This window comes from Shewanella scandinavica (assembly GCF_031932065.1).
Taxonomy (GTDB): domain Bacteria; phylum Pseudomonadota; class Gammaproteobacteria; order Enterobacterales; family Shewanellaceae; genus Shewanella; species Shewanella baltica.
In genome coordinates this window covers 200,627-220,306 of the sequence record NZ_JAUOES010000002.1, presented here as the reverse complement: position 1 = coordinate 220,306, position 19,680 = coordinate 200,627, and the positions used below count along the sequence as shown (strand labels likewise).

Annotated in this window: 17 protein-coding genes; 6 read left to right on the top strand and 11 right to left on the bottom strand. The window is 47.3% G+C overall.

Annotated elements, in window-relative coordinates; genetic code table 11:
• Positions 1-2: 2 nt before the first annotated feature.
• From Q4Q50_RS02445 to xthA, 5 genes are all read left to right on the top strand, one after another.
• Complete coding sequence (locus Q4Q50_RS02445; RefSeq protein WP_311898222.1) at positions 3-2,246, top strand: TonB-dependent siderophore receptor; 2,244 nt, start codon at positions 3-5, stop codon at positions 2,244-2,246.
• A gap of 141 nt (positions 2,247-2,387) precedes the next feature.
• The gene (locus Q4Q50_RS02440; RefSeq protein ID WP_311898220.1) at positions 2,388-3,530 is read left to right on the top strand and encodes an IucA/IucC family C-terminal-domain containing protein; all 1,143 of its coding nucleotides are present in this window, start codon (positions 2,388-2,390) and stop codon (positions 3,528-3,530) included.
• 120 nt (positions 3,531-3,650) lie between these two features.
• Entirely contained in the window at positions 3,651-4,196 is a 546-nt protein-coding gene (locus tag Q4Q50_RS02435; protein WP_259579262.1) for a septation protein A, read from the top strand.
• Positions 4,196-4,495 carry a YciI family protein gene (locus tag Q4Q50_RS02430; RefSeq protein WP_006082200.1) on the top strand — a complete coding sequence of 100 codons (300 nt, stop codon included), beginning with the start codon at positions 4,196-4,198 and terminating at the stop codon, positions 4,493-4,495. The genes Q4Q50_RS02435 and Q4Q50_RS02430 overlap by 1 nt, the downstream gene beginning before the upstream one ends.
• Positions 4,495-5,307 carry an exodeoxyribonuclease III gene (gene xthA, locus Q4Q50_RS02425; protein ID WP_006085442.1) on the top strand — a complete coding sequence of 271 codons (813 nt, stop codon included), beginning with the start codon at positions 4,495-4,497 and terminating at the stop codon, positions 5,305-5,307. Before Q4Q50_RS02430 ends, xthA begins: the two co-directional genes overlap by 1 nt.
• Positions 5,308-5,956: 649 nt before the next feature.
• Here the strand turns inward: xthA and Q4Q50_RS02420 are convergent.
• From Q4Q50_RS02420 to Q4Q50_RS02370, 11 genes are all read right to left on the bottom strand, one after another.
• Positions 5,957-6,529 carry a hypothetical protein gene (locus Q4Q50_RS02420; RefSeq protein ID WP_311898218.1) on the bottom strand — a complete coding sequence of 191 codons (573 nt, stop codon included), beginning with the start codon at positions 6,527-6,529 and terminating at the stop codon, positions 5,957-5,959.
• A 102-nt stretch (positions 6,530-6,631) separates the two neighbouring features.
• Positions 6,632-7,003: a nuclear transport factor 2 family protein gene (locus Q4Q50_RS02415; protein WP_259583334.1), complete on the bottom strand. Its 372-nt coding sequence runs from the start codon at positions 7,001-7,003 to the stop codon at positions 6,632-6,634.
• Between the two features lie 110 nt (positions 7,004-7,113).
• On the bottom strand, positions 7,114-7,470 hold the full coding sequence (locus Q4Q50_RS02410; protein ID WP_259583333.1) for a DUF2750 domain-containing protein: 357 nt from the start codon (positions 7,468-7,470) through the stop codon (positions 7,114-7,116).
• Between the two features lie 777 nt (positions 7,471-8,247).
• Positions 8,248-9,702, bottom strand: a complete 1,455-nt coding sequence (locus Q4Q50_RS02405) for a methyl-accepting chemotaxis protein (protein WP_311898215.1) — start codon at positions 9,700-9,702, stop codon at positions 8,248-8,250.
• A gap of 104 nt (positions 9,703-9,806) precedes the next feature.
• Positions 9,807-10,298 (bottom strand): DUF1097 domain-containing protein, encoded by a 492-nt coding sequence (locus Q4Q50_RS02400; RefSeq protein ID WP_126491661.1) that lies wholly within the window; start codon positions 10,296-10,298, stop codon positions 9,807-9,809.
• 211 nt (positions 10,299-10,509) lie between these two features.
• Entirely contained in the window at positions 10,510-12,756 is a 2,247-nt protein-coding gene (locus tag Q4Q50_RS02395; RefSeq protein ID WP_311898212.1) for a xanthine dehydrogenase family protein molybdopterin-binding subunit, read from the bottom strand.
• Position 12,757: 1 nt separating this feature from the next.
• The gene (locus Q4Q50_RS02390) at positions 12,758-13,276 is read right to left on the bottom strand and encodes a (2Fe-2S)-binding protein (RefSeq protein WP_107948160.1); all 519 of its coding nucleotides are present in this window, start codon (positions 13,274-13,276) and stop codon (positions 12,758-12,760) included.
• A gap of 3 nt (positions 13,277-13,279) precedes the next feature.
• A complete protein-coding gene (locus Q4Q50_RS02385) occupies positions 13,280-14,032 on the bottom strand; it encodes a nucleotidyltransferase family protein (RefSeq protein ID WP_311898210.1) in 753 nt (250 codons plus the stop codon).
• Entirely contained in the window at positions 14,032-15,048 is a 1,017-nt protein-coding gene (locus Q4Q50_RS02380) for an XdhC family protein (protein ID WP_107948164.1), read from the bottom strand. The genes Q4Q50_RS02385 and Q4Q50_RS02380 overlap by 1 nt, the downstream gene beginning before the upstream one ends.
• Positions 15,049-15,435: 387 nt before the next feature.
• Positions 15,436-17,175, bottom strand: coding sequence for a methyl-accepting chemotaxis protein (locus tag Q4Q50_RS02375; protein ID WP_311898207.1), 1,740 nt, complete (start codon positions 17,173-17,175; stop codon positions 15,436-15,438).
• 146 nt (positions 17,176-17,321) lie between these two features.
• The gene (locus Q4Q50_RS02370; RefSeq protein WP_311898205.1) at positions 17,322-17,966 is read right to left on the bottom strand and encodes an MBL fold metallo-hydrolase; all 645 of its coding nucleotides are present in this window, start codon (positions 17,964-17,966) and stop codon (positions 17,322-17,324) included.
• A 255-nt stretch (positions 17,967-18,221) separates the two neighbouring features.
• Between Q4Q50_RS02370 and Q4Q50_RS02365 the strand changes: the two genes are divergently transcribed.
• The gene (locus tag Q4Q50_RS02365) at positions 18,222-19,511 is read left to right on the top strand and encodes an alpha/beta fold hydrolase (protein ID WP_259212802.1); all 1,290 of its coding nucleotides are present in this window, start codon (positions 18,222-18,224) and stop codon (positions 19,509-19,511) included.
• Positions 19,512-19,680: the final 169 nt, after the last annotated feature.

Genomic DNA, 19,680 nt, shown 5'->3' with positions numbered 1-19,680 from the left:
AAATGGAATTAAAGATCACCATTATGAAGACTTTTCCTCTCTCCAGCATCGCACTCGTCTGTCGGCAAGCCCTCGTTAACCCGAAGCTATTGCTGTGTTCAGCCATATTAGCCACGGTTCCCCATGCCACAGCTGACACTGTCGATGCGGATAGTAAGACTAAGAAACACCAGAAAGAAATTGAAGTCATCAATGTCATTGGCGCTAAGGATTTACACGACAATCGTTATAAAACCCAAGCGATGAACACGGCAACTGGGCTCGATTTATCCTATTTAGAAACGCCGCAATCGGTCACGTCTATCACCCGTCAAATGATGAACGATCAACAGCTTAATAGCGTGATTGATGCTATGACCAGTGTCGCTGGGATCAATGCCCGCCCTATGGATAACGACAGATACAGCATTAGTGCCCGCGGCATTGCCGTGACCAGCATTTTGTACGATGGCGTGCCAACCACCTACGACACTCGCTTCAACTATGGCGATAATCTCATCGACACCGCCATCTATGAACGAGTTGAAGTGGTACGCGGCGCGACGGGACTCATGACGGGAGCCGGTAATCCATCGGCGGCCATTAACCTTATCCGTAAGCGCCCAACTCAAGAGTTTATGGGCAGCACATCGGTAAGTGTGGGCTCATGGAATAATGTGCGCGGTATGGTCGATGTTTCCAGCGGCTTAAATGATTCGGGTTCTGTGCGCGGTCGCGTGGTGGCCGCCTATCAGGATAAAGATTCATTCCAAGACAGATATGAGCAGCAGCGCACCACCTTATACGGCATAGTCGAAACCGATATTGGCGATAGCACCTTGTTCACCCTAGGGGTTGATTACCAAGATGCCACACCGAGCGGCACTATGTCGGGCGGCTTACCACTATTTTACAGTGATGGCAGCCGCACTAACTATGATCGCGCCACTTCAACAGCGCCCGATTGGGGCTCGGCGCATACCCAAGGCCTCAACACCTTTGCCAGTCTAGAACACAGATTTGATAATGGCTGGAACCTAAAAGGGACTTACACTTATGGAGACAACTCGTTGAAGTTCGATGTGCTATGGGCCACGGGCTATCCCGATCCTGTAACCAATATCGGCGCAACTGCAGGCTCTATCGCCTATGTCGACGGCAGTCGCACCCAACACAATGTGGATTTGCGCGCCGAAGGACAATTCCAGCTCTTTGGTCAGGAACATCAATTGATGTTTGGCTGGAATGGCCAACGCCAAGAGTTCGCCAATCCCTACTATAATCCCACAGTAAAGGCGCCACCACTGGGAGATTTTCGCGATCCGAACTTCCAGTACCCTAAACCTCAATGGCAAGATACCTCAGACATTGGCTCATCTGGCGAAACCAAGCAGAGTGCCGCCTATGTGGCGACGCAGCTCAATCTCAGCGACGCTTTAGCAGTCCTCGTCGGATTACGCCTCAATGAGTGGGAAACCGACCAAGATAACTTTAAAAGCCTATACAATTTCAACATCAGCAACGAACTCACTACTTACTTCGGCCTCACATACGCTCTGACCGAGCAATATTCGCTTTATGCCAGCTATACCGACATTTTTGCGCCGCAAACTAAACAAAGAATCGATAAAAGCTATTTAGATCCGGTCAAAGGGAAAAACTACGAAGGTGGGATTAAGGCGAGCCTGTTCGATGAGGCTTTAGATATGTCGCTATCGGTGTTTGAGATCAGGCAAGACAATCTTGGAATCAGCACTGGCGATGTGATCCCTGGTACCACAACACAAGTGTATGAAGGCGTAAACGGTACAAAAACACAGGGATTCGAATTTGAGTCAACGGGTAAAATCACTGATGACTGGAATGTTTACTTAGGCTACACCCAGTTCACCACCGAAGATCCTAAGGGCAAACGCATCAATACCACATCACCACGTCAGCAGTTAAAACTCTTCACCACTTATACCTTTGGTGGTGATTGGCATAAATTGCAAATTGGTGCAGGGGTTAACTGGCAGAGCCGCGTCTACCAAGAGGCTGATAAACCGGTAGGCAATGGTATAGACAAGATTAGAGTCGAAGTCGAGCAAGGCTCCTATGCACTGGCAAGTTTGATGGCAAGTTACGCCTTCACCGAGCAACTTAAGCTCAGCGCCAACCTGCACAACGCCTTAGATAAAACCTATTACAGCCAAGTCGGTCAATACAGCCAGTTCCAATACGGTACACCACGCAGTGCCAGCTTAACCTTGGACTATCGCTTCTAAGTCAGACTTTTATTGAGATAGTTCGAAAACCCTTGTGAGCCTAAATCTTGGGCTCACAAGGTCCTCATCTATTGGACTTATCAATAATAGCGGGGCTTATCAATCACAGCGACAATCAAGCACAGCCATTAAGGAGTCATTATGGCAAGCCAACGGGGAGACACCAGACTGCAACTATTACGCGAGATCTCGCCAAGCCACGACGATCTTAATCACACCATTTTGACACTCAATCAGCTGTTACATGAGCGGGCGCCCTTCTATGGCGAGCACCTTAGCGCAACGACCTCACCCACGGGACTCAGTTTCGATGAATGGAGCAGCACTGATACTTATCAAACACTGCTCGCGCGTTTTGCCATCGCACATCCTAGCGCCGAAACTCAGACCGAAACTCAGATTCAAACCGAGACTGAACTCGAGACAGATAAAACAGCTGCAAACAGCCGAACGCCTGCTTTCGCCAGTAAAAGCGCTTTGGTCAGTAAAAACGCTGCGGCCAATCGAAAAGACACTCGTAAAGCGCTGCATTCACTTTGGGGCCAATGGTATTTCGGCCTCTTAGTCCCGCCTATGATGGAATGGATTTTCAATGCCCCACAAACTGACTTAGAATCCATCCACTGGCAGCCACAGTCCATTTTTATGCAGGTACACCCCAGTGGCCGAGTGGTCAAATTTGAATGTAACATCGCAAAACACCAGCCAAATACCGCTTTGACCTTTAAAAAATACCACGGCATCGAGCCACTTTCCCAAACCAACACTAAGCCAAGTTTCAAGATAGACATTGAGGTACACTCGCCATTAACCTTATATAAGCCGCCAGTTGATAAAGAACTCGCCCTACAAGGCCTTATCTTAAACTTACTGCAGCCGAGTGTGGAGCGCCTGCTCACTCTGAGCCCCGTGCCCGTTAAATTATATTGGAGTCATTTAGGCTATCTAATCCACTGGTATCTTGGGGAGCTGGGACTCACTGAGCAGCACAGCCAGCAATTGAAACAAGCCCTGTTTCGCCGCACGACCTTTTTAGATGGCAGCACCAATCCGCTGTATAACAGCATTAACTTACTTATCGAACCTGAGCAAAGCAGTGCAGATTCGAGCAAAGACTCAAGCGTAAAAAAGAGCGCAACATTGAGCTCAAAACCGAGCCCAAAAATCCACTGTATTCGCCGTACTTGCTGCTTAAGGTATCAACTCGCCAACACTGGCCAATGCCACGATTGCCCGCTGTTAAGTCGTGCAAAGGTTAACGTCAACGCCGCCAAGCCAACGTGAGGCGAGCTTATAAGATTAAATCGGTTTAACGGGCAAGATCGCAATCCTAGGCCCATGATGCTTTTGCCCTTATGTTGCACATGCTACACTCAAGCCCATGTCTCTTTAACACGATTAATTATGAAACAACTGCTTGATTTCCTGCCCCTCGTCATCTTTTTTGCTGTCTATAAATTTTTCGATATTTATATCGCCAGCGGCGCATTGATCGCAGCTACCGCGCTTCAATTGATCGTGACCTATGCGCTATATAAGAAACTTGAAAAGATGCACTTGATTACCTTTGCTATGGTGACAGTGTTTGGCACACTCACTTTAGTGTTCCACGATGATTCTTTTATTAAGTGGAAAGTGACCATCATCTACAGCTTGTTTGCCATCGCCTTAGGTGTCAGCCAATTGCTCAATAAATCGATATTAAAGTCGATGTTAGGCAAAGAAATGCAAGTAGAAGACAAGATTTGGGCTCGCGTAACTTGGTATTGGGTCTTCTTCTTCGCCAGCTGTGGCCTAGTCAATATCTATGTCGCCTTTAGTTTGCCATTAGAAACTTGGGTCAATTTTAAAGTGTTTGGTTTAACCGCTTTAACCTTAATTAATACTGTCCTGACCGTATTTTATCTTTATAAACACCTTCCCGAAGATCAACGCAAGGAACTCAAATAATGTGGTATATGATTTCAGCTCAAGATTTTGAGAACAGTTTAGAAAAACGTTTAGCCGCTCGCCCTGCCCATTTAGCTCGGCTGCAAGCCCTCGCCGATGAAGGTCGTTTACTGATCGCTGGCCCACATCCAGCCATTGACAGCGAAAACCCAGGTGATGCTGGCTTTAGTGGTTCACTGGTTGTCGCCGATTTTGAATCCTTAGTGGCAGCAAAACACTGGGCCGATGCCGATCCTTATATCGAAGCGGGCGTGTATAAAAGCGTGGTCGTTAAACCTTTCAAACGAGTCCTGCCCTAATGAAAATAGTGTCCTTTAACATCAATGGTCTGCGCGCGCGCTTGCATCAATTACAAGCCTTGATCGACAGCCACCAGCCCGACATTATCGGCCTGCAAGAAACCAAAGTACACGACGAAGCGTTTCCATTAGCCGAAGTCGAAGCCATGGGGTACCAAGTGCATTACCACGGCGGCAAGGCCCACTATGGCGTTGCTATGTTGTCTAAAGTCGCGCCAGAAAAGCTGCAAAAAGGTTTTCCAACCGATGACGAAGATGCCCAGCGCCGCATGATTATCGGCACTTTTGCCCAAGCGAATGGTCGTCCGTTAACCGTATTCAACGGCTATTTCCCCCAGGGCGAAAGCATAGACCACCCAACAAAATATCCTGCTAAACGTAAGTTTTATCAGGACTTAATGCACTACTTGCAGACAAACCACAGCAACGATGAAGATATCGCCATCATAGGTGATATCAATATTTCGCCGACCGATTTAGATATAGGTATTGGTGAAGTCAATCGTAAGCGATGGCTGAAAACGGGTAAATGTAGCTTCCAACCGGAAGAGCGTGAGTGGTTAAAAACCTTGCAAGACTGGGGTTTAGTCGACACTTTCCGTCAATTACACCCAGAGCGCATCGAACGTTATTCTTGGTTCGATTACCGCAGCAAAGGTTTCGATGACAACCGCGGCCTGCGTATTGATGTGATTTTAGCAACACCTTCACTGGCAGCACGTTTAGTCGAATCCGATGTCGATTACGATCTTCGCGGCATAGATAAACCCTCAGACCACGCGCCCATTTGGAGCACGTTCAAAGAGGCCTAATCCGCAGGGTTAACCATCTCATAGACATAAAAACATCGGCATATGCCGATGTTTTTGTTTGAGAGTGACTTAAGCAGAATGAGATTGGCACAAGTAAGTTAAAAATGAACAGCATACATCGCAGAAAAGTTGTGAGCTTAGCTTCAGCCACAGATTAATCGTGAGCCATGGCATTCACTCATCGACGCGGTGAATAGAAATCTAGGGTTTCTGAGCTTATGAACGAGAGCCATGGTCGTTCTCATGCATCCCTGCATTGCACGACATTCAGGCGTCCTGCCTATCAGATGGCGAACTGGCAGTTAAACAGGGACGTTGTTCAAGTCCATCGGTGGATGCAGGGCCGCCCCATCTGATGTGAAAGGATTCACAAATGCCGCGATGGCATGGACGCCAAAGAGCGGCCATGGGGCAGACGGTCGTCTCGCAAATCACCATGGTTCACCTGTTTAGCATCGGCGAAGCCTGTTTGTTTTGAAGAAATACGTAGCAAGCTTTTGGACAATTCCGAGTTAGACCCTTAGCCCAAATTAGTAAGTTTCAAATTAAAATTTCTATGGGCAAACGCCCGGCTCACTGAGCAAATTTTTGATGGCGGCTTTTTGCCACGCAAAAAAGTGACAGCGGAATGGAGCCGCTTGTTAAGCCTTTATTGCAACAACGAACGTAATAATGGTGCACGATAATCATTGTCTTTCTCGTTGAACTCTAGCTCTTTTGCAACAGTATCAATGTTTATAAAAACCTCAGAGTAAAGATCTTCCTCACCGTCGGGATTAAAAAAGAACTTCATTTTGCATGGCAATTCATCAATCTTTTCGGGATTACAGGCAAGCCCAACAACTTGGGCATATACCTTTTCCGGAACAGATACATCGTTTACAGTTGCGCCGTATAAAGTAGCCAGTGACTTTATAAAATTTTCAGATTCAGAACCAGTGCTTCTGAAGAATGCCTCCCCCCAATAGAAGGCATCGTCAATGCCTTCCACCGCTTTCGGGTTCCAAGAGGGCAAAAGCTCTATTGCAAACCCAACCTTATAGCCCTTCAGGTTGCCTTTTACGACAACCTGATATGAGCCAGATTCGAGTTTTTTTGAATTTGAGATCGTAAAGGTAAGATCAACAAAACCATCTTCCTCACCCACAATTACTTCTGGATAGTCTTTAGCGGAAGAGAAAACACTCCAAATCATTATTAGAATTCCTAAAAGATATTTCATGTGTACGCCTAGAGGCTTAACTATCGCCTAAACGGCGAGCAACTTGTTGCGAGTCCAGCGGCCGAAGGCCGCATTGTTTAACGCGCTTGTTATGGCTGCAGGTTAAAACGGTGCACATGTTGTCCCTTGATGGTAAATCATTTGCCATTGAGCGTTATTGTTCTGTCGCCAGACTGAACATCTATGCGAATAAATTGGCGATGGATGATCAATTTTTGACATCTTCGCTTTGTATAACAACTGAGCACAATCCGGGCCAAACATACGTAACTCGTAATTACTTGCGGTTATTTCAGGCGCAACCTCAGTTGGTAAACGCTCCAATACATTTGCCTTCCCAAATCGCAACCCGGAAGCACCAATTTCAATAAAATCATCAGAAATTAGCTGAGCGAGTTCATTTGAAGAATTTCGAACATCAGGCTGGAAAAGACGCTCCTCCAACTCAATTAATATTCTCTCCAAATCCTCCATGGAACCTCCAAAATTCCCTAACGCCCAAATTTAGCGCGGAAAGCCGCGCAGCGGGTTGACGTCGCAGCCAGCGCTTTTTGCTGGCGATAATATTTGTTTGTTAGGAGACATTACCAGAATGCCTCCAATTGCTTAACCAAAAGTGGCGCGGGAATATCGATACCTGTTAGTTTTTTGCCACTGAGATTGACACCTACGACCTTCGTTTCAGGTGGAAGGATTGGCAAAAAGTGCTCCTTGAATTGCCCCCAAACCACACTTCTCGGTTCAACCTTACCAAGCAATTCTGGATTGAGTTTCTTTAAGCGCTCTATCCGAGATTTAGAAGACCAGACAGGGAAAGAGACCTTCTTATCCTTCAAATCGAATTCCAGCAGTATTTCACCAGGCAGAACTCCGAACCAGACAACTTTGGTTTCAGCAACTTCCTCATAAAACTTATTAGCTTGTGGTACTCCGGATGACATCCTTTGTCTCCTAACGTCTTACTACTTATGCGCTACGCTTTTATCACGTTAGACCAGTGAAAACGCGTACAGTTAACTATTTGTATGCAAAGAACTTATCAGCTTTTAATCAAATACACCATCCGGAAAAACGCGCATGCGCGTTTTCCAAACATATTAACTAATTTTGGGAAAGCTTATACGGATGATTTTTAAGGGTTTTATAAATTTTAGGCTATATAAACGCGCAAACTAATGAGTTTAAAAACACTCAACATCATCTAAATTTAAATACGACTGTATACCCATATATTGTTAGTCGCTTTACGGTAGGGCCAAACATTTGGTAAATAGATGAGATTTTGCAGGGCAATTCATTCGTCAGTTTTCAATTCACTAAATGAATGCTAGCCAGCTTAGGGGCAATATTTTTTTAGCTAAACGAACAGCAGAAGTGTTAGTTAAGATTGGCATTGTTGCAACTGTGACCGACTAAAACAGGATGTTTTAGTAGAGCCCTCAGGGATACTTCTTGTTGAATAAAGGGATGGCGAGTCACAGGGGAAACAATGACAATTCATGCTGCAAACTGACAACAAAGTTAACTTGCTTTGGGGAAATAGTGACAATTAATGCTAAGCAACTCAGTTATCTGCTTTGAGATATTTCGATAATGAAATGGCGGAAATCTACGATTTCCGCCATTGTCGGATGATACGTTACGACTTAACATGAGACTCAGTATCGGGCGTTATTACTCAACAACCCATGCCGACGACTCACATTAAAGGTGACACATTAGCTCGTGCGGTACTGCTTTAAAATGCCATCTAACTCGACCGAGGCATGGTGCAGATCATTGGCTAAGGTCACACTGCGCTGGGCCGTTTGTTTGATGGTTTCCGACTGATGGCGGATTTCATTCAATTGTCCGGCAATGTCGCGCGCGGCGACACTCTGCTCTTCCGCCGAGGCGGCAATTTGGCTGCTCATATCAAATACCGCATTCACCGATTGCGCCATACCTTGAACATCGTCACCGACGGCGATGATCGCGCTGCGGCCTTCATCGGCCTGATCGACTATCTCCATGGTAATGCTAGATAAACGACTCGTGCCAGACTGTAAGCCTTCAATCATAGACTGAATTTCTACCGTGGCCTGTTGAGTTCGACCCGCTAAGGTACGCACTTCATCGGCGACTACGGCAAAACCACGCCCCTGCTCACCGGCACGCGCCGCTTCAATGGCCGCATTTAGGGCTAACAAGTTGGTTTGCTGCGAAATACTGTTAATCGTCGTAACCACGGCATCGATACTCGCCGCATCCTTAGACAATTGTTCCACCGATGAAAACGCTGCGCCAATCTTAGTTGAAAGTAAGCCAATACTTTCAACTGTCTGGCTAATGCGCCCACGACTGGTCGACATTTGGGTTGAGTTTTCTTTGGTCTGCAGCGAAGTGTTGCTCGCGTTGATAGAAACTTCTTCAATCGCTGAAGTCATTTGCGCCATCGCCACGGCAACGGAATCGAGGAATTGATGTTGGAAACCAATCAGCTCATCACTGGTGGCCGCCTGTTGATTAAATTCATCGGATGCTAATGACAAGGTTTGTGCATTTTTACCAATGGCCGACACCATTTCACTCATGTTATCGGCGCAGCGGTCAATTTCGCGGGCAATCAAACTGAAATCGTCAGTGCCAAAGAAGTTTAATCTAAAGCTCAAATCACCATCAGCTAAGCGTTTGATGGCTAAGTACATGTCCCACAAGCCACCGCCGAGTGAGGTCGAAATCCAGTAACTCAGTTGGAATAAGGGCAACAAGCCCACTAATGCTAACCAGAACATAAAGTTAGCATCGCTGCGCGCATCGACTTCCCACTGATGAACATTCTGCGTCAGTTGTAAGGCTTGCATGCCTGACACGCTGGCGCTGGCCGTCACTTTATCCCCTTGACGCTGCGCTTCACTTTGCCTTGAGGTCACAGTTAAACCGTATTGACTGGCAAATTGTGACAGAGCATCAGCCTCTAGCTTTTGCGCCGTGGCAACTTGCGCTAAGGTATCGACGCTCGCTTGAACGCGGGCAATAGAAGCTTGCTCGACGTTTCGGTGCGCATGTTGATAGTTGACGAGCGCCACGGCGGCCGTGATCAACGCCACCATAGAGCACACTACCCAAAACTTTCCGTTGAGACTGAACTTGATCAATATGGCATCAATGGTGCGAAACTGGATTTGTTTCATCTTGATAATTCCTAAGAACAAAATGCTATTTGGCACTAAATCAGCATTATAGCCCAGATCGCTAAGACAGTTGTGTCAGTCATAAGATCTGAGCAGGTATTATGCTAATCCGCGCTAGCCACTTGACTACGCGTGGCGGCAGACCACTTTTGTGTCAAGCTAACCAACTGCCCCGTTAACAGGCTCATGCTAAAACCTAATAAGCCACCAATGATCAACGACGGCACGACATTGGCCACATCACCCGCCATGGCAAAGGTAGTGCAACAGCCAATAAATGCGCCGGGAATAAAGCTAAGCTTTTGATAACTTGCCTGTAAACACATAGCCGATGTGGCTATGCCGGTAAAAATATACCCAAATACGGGCGACACAAAAAAACTGCTGCCAGAGATAATGAGCCACGCCCAAAATACACCGGACAGATTCGTGCACCACGCCATCATCACGCCTTGAAAACCAGCCTTAGGCTGAGCAAAAAAAGTGCTGCAACCTAAAAAGCCAATCCAAGTGACCAGATGAAAGGCATCTGCGACACCACACCAAATAGCCGCCAATAGGCCGGCTGAAATAGCGACTTGCCAACGATTTTCCATGGATGACCCCTTTATAATTCTATTCACGGAAGTTTATCTGTTAGTTAAATTACCTCTATTCTGGTAACAAAAACCTGATCTATTGCTAATTTTCGGCATTAATGCCCGTAAAATCGCTAACAAGCAAATTTTTTGTGGTAAAAAAACGAAAAAAGCGCTTGTTAGGCGCTTTTTTGTTCAAACAGCATTCAGTTAACCCTCTTGCCGTCACTTACACTCGCAATAATTTACTCACGGGAAGGTCGCGGATCCTCTGCCCCGTCGCCGCAAAAATCGCATTGGTTAAACTCGGCGCCACGGGCGGTACACCCGGCTCACCAACGCCTGCTGGCGCTGCATCGGACTCGATAATGACTACCTCAATATCGGGTGTTTGGGGAAGCCGCAGCAAGGGATAATCGTGGAAATTCGATTGCTGCACTTTGCCCTCTTTGTAAGTGATTTCACCCATCAAGGCTAAACTCAGGCCAAACACAATTGCGCCTTCAGTCTGCGCTTTTACCCTATCGGGGTTAACGATCGTGCCCGCGTCAATAGCAGCGATGGCATTCAGCACTTTAAGCTGTTTATCCTCGCTCACCTCCACCAGCATGGCCACGGCGACATAACTGACAAAACTACGATGCACGGCAAAACCCCAGCCCTGATTTTTACCTGCCTTGGGCGCCATAGCTTGGGCTTTTTCGACCGCGTCAATTACCCCAAAATAGCGGCTCACGTCCACGGGATGACGATCAAGATCTTCGCCATAGTTGCCATATTTAAACTGTTGGTCGGTAAAGGTCTCACGCCTTGCTTCACCTAACAGGCTACGCCACATTGCAGGGCAAGAAACCTGAGAACGATGAGCCATTTCATCGACAAAACTGCCGACACTAAAACCGTGCTGAATGTTACACACAGAGCGCATCCAACCAATGCGGCTATGCGCCTGCGCTTTTACCGCTTCGTATCTTAAATTCGGCAAAGCAAAGGGCACATCTACAAAGCCTAAATCCAACTCACCGCCAGAGGGATATTCCACCCCTTCGGCAAAGGTTGAACTGATCGATGGGAATCCCGTACGGGCTAAAAGCGCGGTCGGTTTATTGTTAGCATCGAACAACGCCTGATAGGACTGGGCGCTGATAGCATGGTAGTAACCGTTTTGGATCTCATCCTCGCGGCTCCAACTCACTTTAATTGGACGCTTGAATTGCTTCGATAACAGCGCGGCTTCAACGCTAAAATCAGGTTTAGATTTACGCCCAAAACCACCACCCAATAGGGTAACATTCACTTTAATCGTATCTTCTTCCATACCCAGCGCAGCGGCCACATTTTGCTGTGTGCTTTGCGGCGTTTGGGTCGATGCCCAGATTTCACAGCCCTTTTCAGTCACATGGGCGGTGGCAACGGGCGGCTCGATAGAAGAATGAATTAAATAAGGTACGGTATAAACCGCCTTTAACGTATTCGCCTCGGGCCAGTTTTTGATTTCATCACCAGCTTGGCGCACAACGTTACCGCTTTGCTGTACCCGCTCGACAAGCTCCTTTAAATAAAGACTTGAATCATGCTGACTGTTGTCGGCCTGAGTCCAAGTGACTTTTAAGGCTTTGCGGCCTTCGAGGGCACTCCAAGTGTTTGTGGCGATAACAGCAACGCCGCCCAAAGCCTGAAACGCGGGTGCGCCCTTAGCGGCGGGCAAACGATACACACCCACTACCCCGGCCACTTTACGCGCCGCGGTATCGTCCAAGCTTGCCACATCGCTCCCAAGCACAGGCGGACGCATAATGCTGGCGTAGAGCATGCCATCGAGTTTGATATCGTAACCATAAATCGCGCTGCCGCTTAACATGGCGTCCATATCAACAATTTGGCGTGATGCGCCAATCTGCTTGAAATCTTTAACCTCTTTAAAGGTTAACGACTCAACAGCGGGGACGGGCTGCTTTGATGCGGCTAACGCTAACTCGCCGAACTTGGCCGAGCGGCCAGATTTCGCATGCAACACTTTATGGTCGGCGGTATGCACCTCGCTCACGGGGACTTTCCAGCGCGCAGCGGCGGCTTGCTCTAGCATGGTTCTTGCCATTGCCCCCATCTGACGCATACGGTCGTAATTTTCGCGAATACTGCGGCTACCGTCAGTGTTTTGGCTGGCATAACGTTTATCGGCTAAGCCTTGAATGGGGACGATTTTATCCCAATCCGCTTCTAACTCTTCGGCTAAGACTTGCAGAATACCGGTTCTGATCCCTTGTCCCATCTCGGAGCGATGGCAAGTGAGGTACACTTTATCGTCTTCACCAATGGCAATAAACAGATTCAGCCGCGCTTCTTTATCCTGCGCCAGCGCCATGGGGCTCCAAGTTAATCCACTCGCCCCTAATGCTAATCCGCCACCCACTGCGCCAAACAGTTTTAACACATCGCGGCGGCTGATATTTTCTACGGCAGTAAAAGTACTCATATTAGCCCTCCTGTTTGGCATAGTTTTGCAGTGCCGCTTTAATCCGCGGGTATGTACCGCAGCGGCAGATATTGCCCGACATAGCCGAGTTGATTTGTTCTTCAGAAGGTTTCGGATGCTGCGCCACTAACGCCGCAGCCGACATCAGTTGTCCCGCCTGACAATAGCCGCACTGGGGCACGTTATGTTCGGCCCATGCATTTTTAAGCTTTTGATTATCAAGGCCTTCAATTGTTGTTAGTTGTTTTCCCTGTGCCTGCCCCAAACTGGTTAAACAGGCGCGTACGGGTTGGCCGTCTAAATGCACAGTGCAAGCACCGCATAGCCCTGCACCGCAGCCATATTTAGTGCCCGTGAGCCCTAAAATATCCCGTAGTGCCCACAGGATGGGCATTTTAGGATCGGCATCTAAGGTAAATGACTTACCGTTGATGGAAAGCGTTTGGGTAGAAAATGTCTGGGTGGAAGCGGCGGTATTCGCTTCCTTGCCGACGGCTTTGGTTGATAAAACTTCTGCCATAACTCACTCCTTAAGTGCCAACCACGACGCAAGATCGGCTTGGGTATCAATATCAATTGCGGCGCTGGGTAGTGTTATAGCGACTAACGCTCCCTGCTGTGCTTGTTGTTTTAAAATAGATTTAGCCCCGCGATCACCACTCAAGTGAGTGAACAAAGGCAATGTAGAGGCATTAAAAATAGCAGGTACGCCTAAATCATCCAAATAATGGGCGGCAACCTCTTTACCGGTTTTATGCCACATAAGAATAAGCTGTCGATAATCCTCGACGCTCAGAGCCACTTGATCAGCGAGCGTTAGCAGCATGGCATCAAAGCCCTGTTCCTTAACATAACTTGCCGCCAAACTCACAGAGGAGGCAAGGCCCGTTTGCCACTGTGGATTAACTAAAATATCAAAGGGTTGGCGGGAATGAAGCTCGGCTAATAATGGTTGCAGTATAGGCTGATGAGCACCGAGTATGATTAATAAAGACGCATGTTGAAGCGAAGGAGTTTCTTGGCGCTCCAAATCTAAATCTTGGCAATAAAGTTGTTGTAAACGTTCAACATGGGTGCTGATGATGGCTTGTTCGCTGATCCCAGTCGCGCTAAGCGATGGTATAAGTTGCGCTAACTTGACCCCCTCAAAGCGCTTACTCTCGCCGGCCGCAAGTACCACAATCAGCAGACGCTTGGATGAGCATGGCGCTTGCTCTGCTAACGTTTGCTCTGTGGATGTTAGCGCAGCAGACTTTTGCGCGGGCGACAATGTCATCAACGCATTATCTCATCGAGATGTTTTAAGGTCGCGCCATGGAGCACGCCGTGGCACTGGGCCAAAATACTTAAGGCCACTGCGCCCGGTAACTCGCCGCCAAGGGCAAGCCCTGCGGGAGCAGAAAACACTCCAGAAAAAGATTCAGTGCTCAGCCCAGCCATCCCCAGCACTTTATCCCGTCTGTGAGCAGGGCCAAGTAAGGCAACATAGGCGAGTGGATGGGCTTGAATAACCTTCAATGCCGCAGCATCTAAGCCCAAGTTATGGTTCATCACTACGGCACAATCCAATTGAGCGATATGATTCGCGGTTAATTCCCCTGCGGCAAGTTTCACTACATGGGCATGGGGGAAATCCGCCGCTCTGGCATAGGCGGTACGACCATCAAAAACCGTCACTTGCCAGCCTAAGGTATCAGCCATGGCGGCAATAGGCTTAGCGTCGATGCCTCCGCCAAAAATCCCAAGATGGAATCTCGGTCTCAGCGGAATAATCAGCGATTCTCCCGCCTCTTGGGTGAAGACGCCTGTGCGGACAAAATCGCTGGCGGGGAACGGTGTCAACGCTTCGGGGTAGAAAGCGGCTTGATATTGGCGCGCATCCGTCCCCGCTTTGACTAATGGCAGTTGATAAAAACCCGACCGACCGTGGCGAAATGCCTGTACTAGCTCAACCAAACCAAGATCATGATTCTCTTTTAAAAGTGGGATCAACATGATATCCACTATGCCGCCACAGCCGAGTCGATAACTGGCATCGGACTCATCGCTTGCATCATAGGTCACGCACGTGACTTGCTTTGTCTGCATGGCCTTTTGGGCATGGCGGCGGAGATCGGCTTCTAAGCAGCCACCACTTAACATCCCCACGCCTTGACCGAACTCATGAAACAACATCATGGCGCCGGGTTTGCGATAGGCCGAGCCTTGAATTTGGGTGATCACCGCAAGCACCCAAGCGTCATCCGCCAGCGGTAACCAATGCTCTAGTAAATCTTCGATTTGGTGATCCATCCGCAAGGACTCCATTGGGTTAGGGATATTTGAAAAGACTTAATGCACTTTTTACTGTCGACACTATCGAAACAAATAACCGTCGAAACTACAAACTGTCAAAACTAAAAAATCGCCGGTTAAGATCGCTGATGAATATCACAGCTATCGACGTCTATTTTGGTATCAAGGTTTGATGCGAGTTTCATTTGTCGATAAAAAAGCATCGCCAAACGCTCGGTATTAAACACTTGGGCAACCAAGTTAGCAAAGGCGTGTACGTATTGAAAGGAGTAATAGATGTCAAAAAGTGTCGAAGCAGAAAATATGTTCAGGAGAGGATTCGAAGAGGAAGGATTGACGTCCATGTCTTGAGTGGCGTTCGTTCGTAAATCAACCACATCTCATCTAAAACTGATATTCCCCCGCCTTAGTGCGCAGTATCTGGGATTGATTATCTAGGCTAATAGAGGTCGATTCTATCTGCTCGATAATCTGTGATACTTCACGGGAATTATCGCGGATCACCATCATACTCGAAGCGATTTCTTTAGAAACCAAAGACTGTTCCTCAGTTGAAGCGGCAACCTGAGTATTGATCCCATGAATCGCTTCCGTACTGTGACGAATATCCTCAAATACAGCCACGATACGTTGCAGCTCTACTCCCGCCTTTTGCATAAGCGTCGCGGCTTGAGTCACAGATGTGCCCACTTGATTTGTACGACTCTGAAGGCTTGCGACAATATCATCGATTTCTTTAGTGGAATCTTGGGTTCGCTGGGCTAATGATCTAACCTCATCGGCCACCACAGCGAAACCTCGCCCTTGCTCACCGGCCCGTGCGGCTTCAATCGCGGCGTTCAGTGCCAGCAAATTCGTCTGCTCTGCAATCGCCTTAATCACACTTAACACATTACTGACTTGGGTGCTTTCGTTCACTAGATGCGACATAGAATCTTGAGTGTTGGTAAACTCAGTTTCTAAAACCGACATGGCTTTCAACGCTTCCGATACCGTCTGTTTACCTACAGTGACATGCGCTTCATTTTCGGCGGCGCGACTTTCAGCGTTTGACGTACTCTCACTTACATGCACCAACGTCGTGGTCATTTCTTCCATCGCACTGGCACTGGCATCCAGTTCTCTGGCCACTCGATTGGAGCTTTCACGCGAAACTTGAATGGATGCTTTAGTTTGCTTAGCTAAATCAGCCACCTCTTTAGCAATGCCATCCGTTGTCGATAAGGAACTGGCAAGGGAAGAGATAAACAAGTTGATTTGATTAACGATTTCGCCAATCTCTCCCTCGGTGGTAACAGAAATCCGCCGCGCAAGATTTTTAGTACGCTGGATATCAAGCAGCTCACGACAGGTCTGCACTAAGGGCGTTACAATCCGACTCTTAACGATAATGAATCCACCAACGGCCGCTAAAATCACGATGAATAACACGAACTGTGACCAGTTTAATGCCGCATGCAATGACTCGAGTCGGTTATTCACCTCAGCATCGGTACGTTTATCCAATGCTGTAAAAAACTCATCAATCGGCTGCATGATCTTAGCTTTTTCTCTGTGGTATTGGTCGCTATGTAATAACTCCCTCGCCATGGTTAAGTTAGGCTCACCTTTGATCGTGTAGGTTTGGGTGTTGGGGTCCATAAAAATACCTTTAACGGCATTCATGGCTTTCACTTCGAGGGCGACTAACGCATCTGAGTTTTGCTGAGCTTGTTCAAGATAATGAAATTCTTCATCGGAAAAACCGAGGGACTGCATTTGTGCTTTAATTGCAACTCTCGCACCGTCTGGCTTAGGTTTATCGCCATAACTCAGCACTAAATCCCAATAAATCTGATGGTACTTTTCGGGCCTGGATTTCTCACCATTACGGATAGCTAAAATATCCATATACATTTTTTCGTATTTTTCATCGCCTGTGACGGCGTAGGTACGGGCGAGACGTGTTAAGTCATCGGAACCTTGCCTTAATTCATCGGCAAGTTGATAGGACTGATATCGGATGCTGGCGGCATCATTAAAGAGATCGATTTTAGACTTCACATTGAAGCTCAGTGCTGCAGAAATCACGGCACTCGCGACTATGGTCGAAAATACCACACTCATCATGGTTTTTGTTTTCATACTTACCCCAATAGACGGAAGAACTGCTTTAAGTCTAGAAGGAAAATCAGAAAACATCGGTAAAAGTGGGACAATCAATGGAAATAATCATTTGATTTGCGAGTGATTATCGCTCACAAATCAAACAGTTCTTAATGACGTGACACTTAGAGTAAAAGTTGGTCCGCGACAAAGGGATTATGCTCGCGCTCTTCACCAAAGGTCGATATAGGACCATGCCCCGGAATAAATTCGACGTCGACGCCTAAGGCCCACAGTTTTTCGGTGATCGAGTGAATTAAATCCTGATGATTTGATTGAGGAAAATCGGTGCGACCGATTGAACTTCTAAACAAAATATCCCCCACCCACGCTAACTTAGATTGGGCAGAGAAAAGGGCAATGTGTCCCGGCGTATGCCCAGGGCAATGCAGCACAGACAAGCTTTGCTCACCCACTTGCACGTTATCGCCGTCCTGCAGGTATTGATCCGGTTCAAAGGCATCGCAATGGGGAAAACCGAAGTTTTGGCTTTGCTTAGGTAAGTTTTCAATCCAGAATTTATCGGCGATATGCGGGCCAATAATCGGCACATTGGCGGCTTGCGCTAAGGCTTTTGCCCCACCGACATGATCGATATGCCCATGGGTAAGAATAATTTTGTCGAGGACGAGTCCAAGTTTCGTCACTTCGTTTTGGATCCTGTCAATGTTTCCACCAGGATCCACGACCGCAGCTCGCTTGGTTTTTTCACACCAGATCAAGCTGCAATTTTGCTGAAAAGGTGTCACTGGAATAATCTGATACTTCATAGCTTCAATCTCGTGTTATCCATAAGCGATAGATTACGCTAAGAAACTCATCATGGCTCAAATTTAAAATGGAAAAATTGATCTTCACCAAAAGCTAATCAAATAATCCTAGCCTGCTGCATAAACTATTTGGTCTATACCCAAGGTAGTTGAAGATACGAGTTTCAACTAGCCTAGGTTGCTGCATCTTCAGGTTATTTGGGTATACAATCTGCCAATCACAATAACATGATCCTCTGCCATTAAGGTTGTTTGATGAAACCCGATATTATTCTCGCCGGAGTGCTGGCGAAGAAACATACTTTTACCTTGCCCCTCAACTATCAAAATCCGATTGCAGAGCAAATCCAAGTGTTTGCCAGAGAACTCTGTAGCCCAGAAAACAAAGATAAAAAGCTACCTTATATCGTGTTTTTCCAAGGCGGCCCCGGATTTGCGGCCATGCGCCCCGCCAGCAACAGCGGCTGGATCCGCCGCGCATTAAAAGAATATCGGGTGTTATTACTCGATCAACGCGGCACAGGCTTATCAACACCAATTAATTATCAAAGCCTGCAACACTTAGAGCCCGCAGCTCAAGCTGAGTATCTGAGCCATTTCAGGGCTGACAATATCATTCGTGATGCAGAGACGATTCGCGCCCAACTTTGCCCCGCCGATAAATGGGCGATTCTTGGCCAAAGTTTCGGGGGATTTTGCGTATTACATTATTTAAGCGCCGCCCCTCAAGGTGTCAGCGAAGCCTATATTACAGGTGGCATACCGTCATTAACCCGCAGCGCTGATGACGTCTACCTTGCAACTTATCAACGCGTGCTGGCGAAGAATAAACAATTTTTCCAACGCTTCCACGATGCCCAACATTTAGTCACTCGCTTAGCAAAACATTTGCTTGAAAATGAAGTGTATTTAGCAACGGGAGAACGCCTCACGGTTGAAATGTTGCAGCTGCTGGGTATTAATATAGGAATGGAGCAAGGGCCTGAATCGGTTTACTATTTACTTGAACAAGCCTTAATCAACACGGCTTCTGGGACAGTCGTGAACCCGTTATTTTTAAATCATTTCGGTCAAATGCTCGACTACAACACTAACCCGATATTTGCCCTGCTGCATGAGGCGATCTACTGCCAGCACTCAGCTTCACAGTGGGCGGCGCACAGAGTGAGACAACAATTCCCCGCCTTTAACTATCAGCAAGGTAAGCCGTTTTTATTCACTGGCGAGATGATTTACCCTTGGATGTTTGACCAATTCAGTCACTTAGTACCGCTTAAAGCCGCGGCAGAAATCCTAGCCTATAAATCAGACTGGCCTGCACTGTATAGTCTTGAACAACTGGCGCAAAACCGCGTCCCCGTTGCCGCAGCCATTTACAGTGAAGATATGTTTGTCGAGATGCAATACAGCCTAGAAACCGCGCAACAGGTCGGCAGGCTAAAGTATTGGCTAACGTCAGAATATGAACACAACGGCATTCGCATGGATGGTGAGCACATACTGGATAAGCTCATCAGCTTAAACCGAGGCGACACCTTAAGATAAAAGTTAATTTTAAGGGCTAATTAAGTTAACGCTGACATTATAAACCTGCTCCTCATCTATTGAGTGATTTTGGCAAGTTTCAACGACCTATTTCCGTATGAGTAAACCGTTTTGGTTTACTCTTTTTTTTTGCAAAAAAATGCACTCACCTTAGGCGAGTGCATTGACC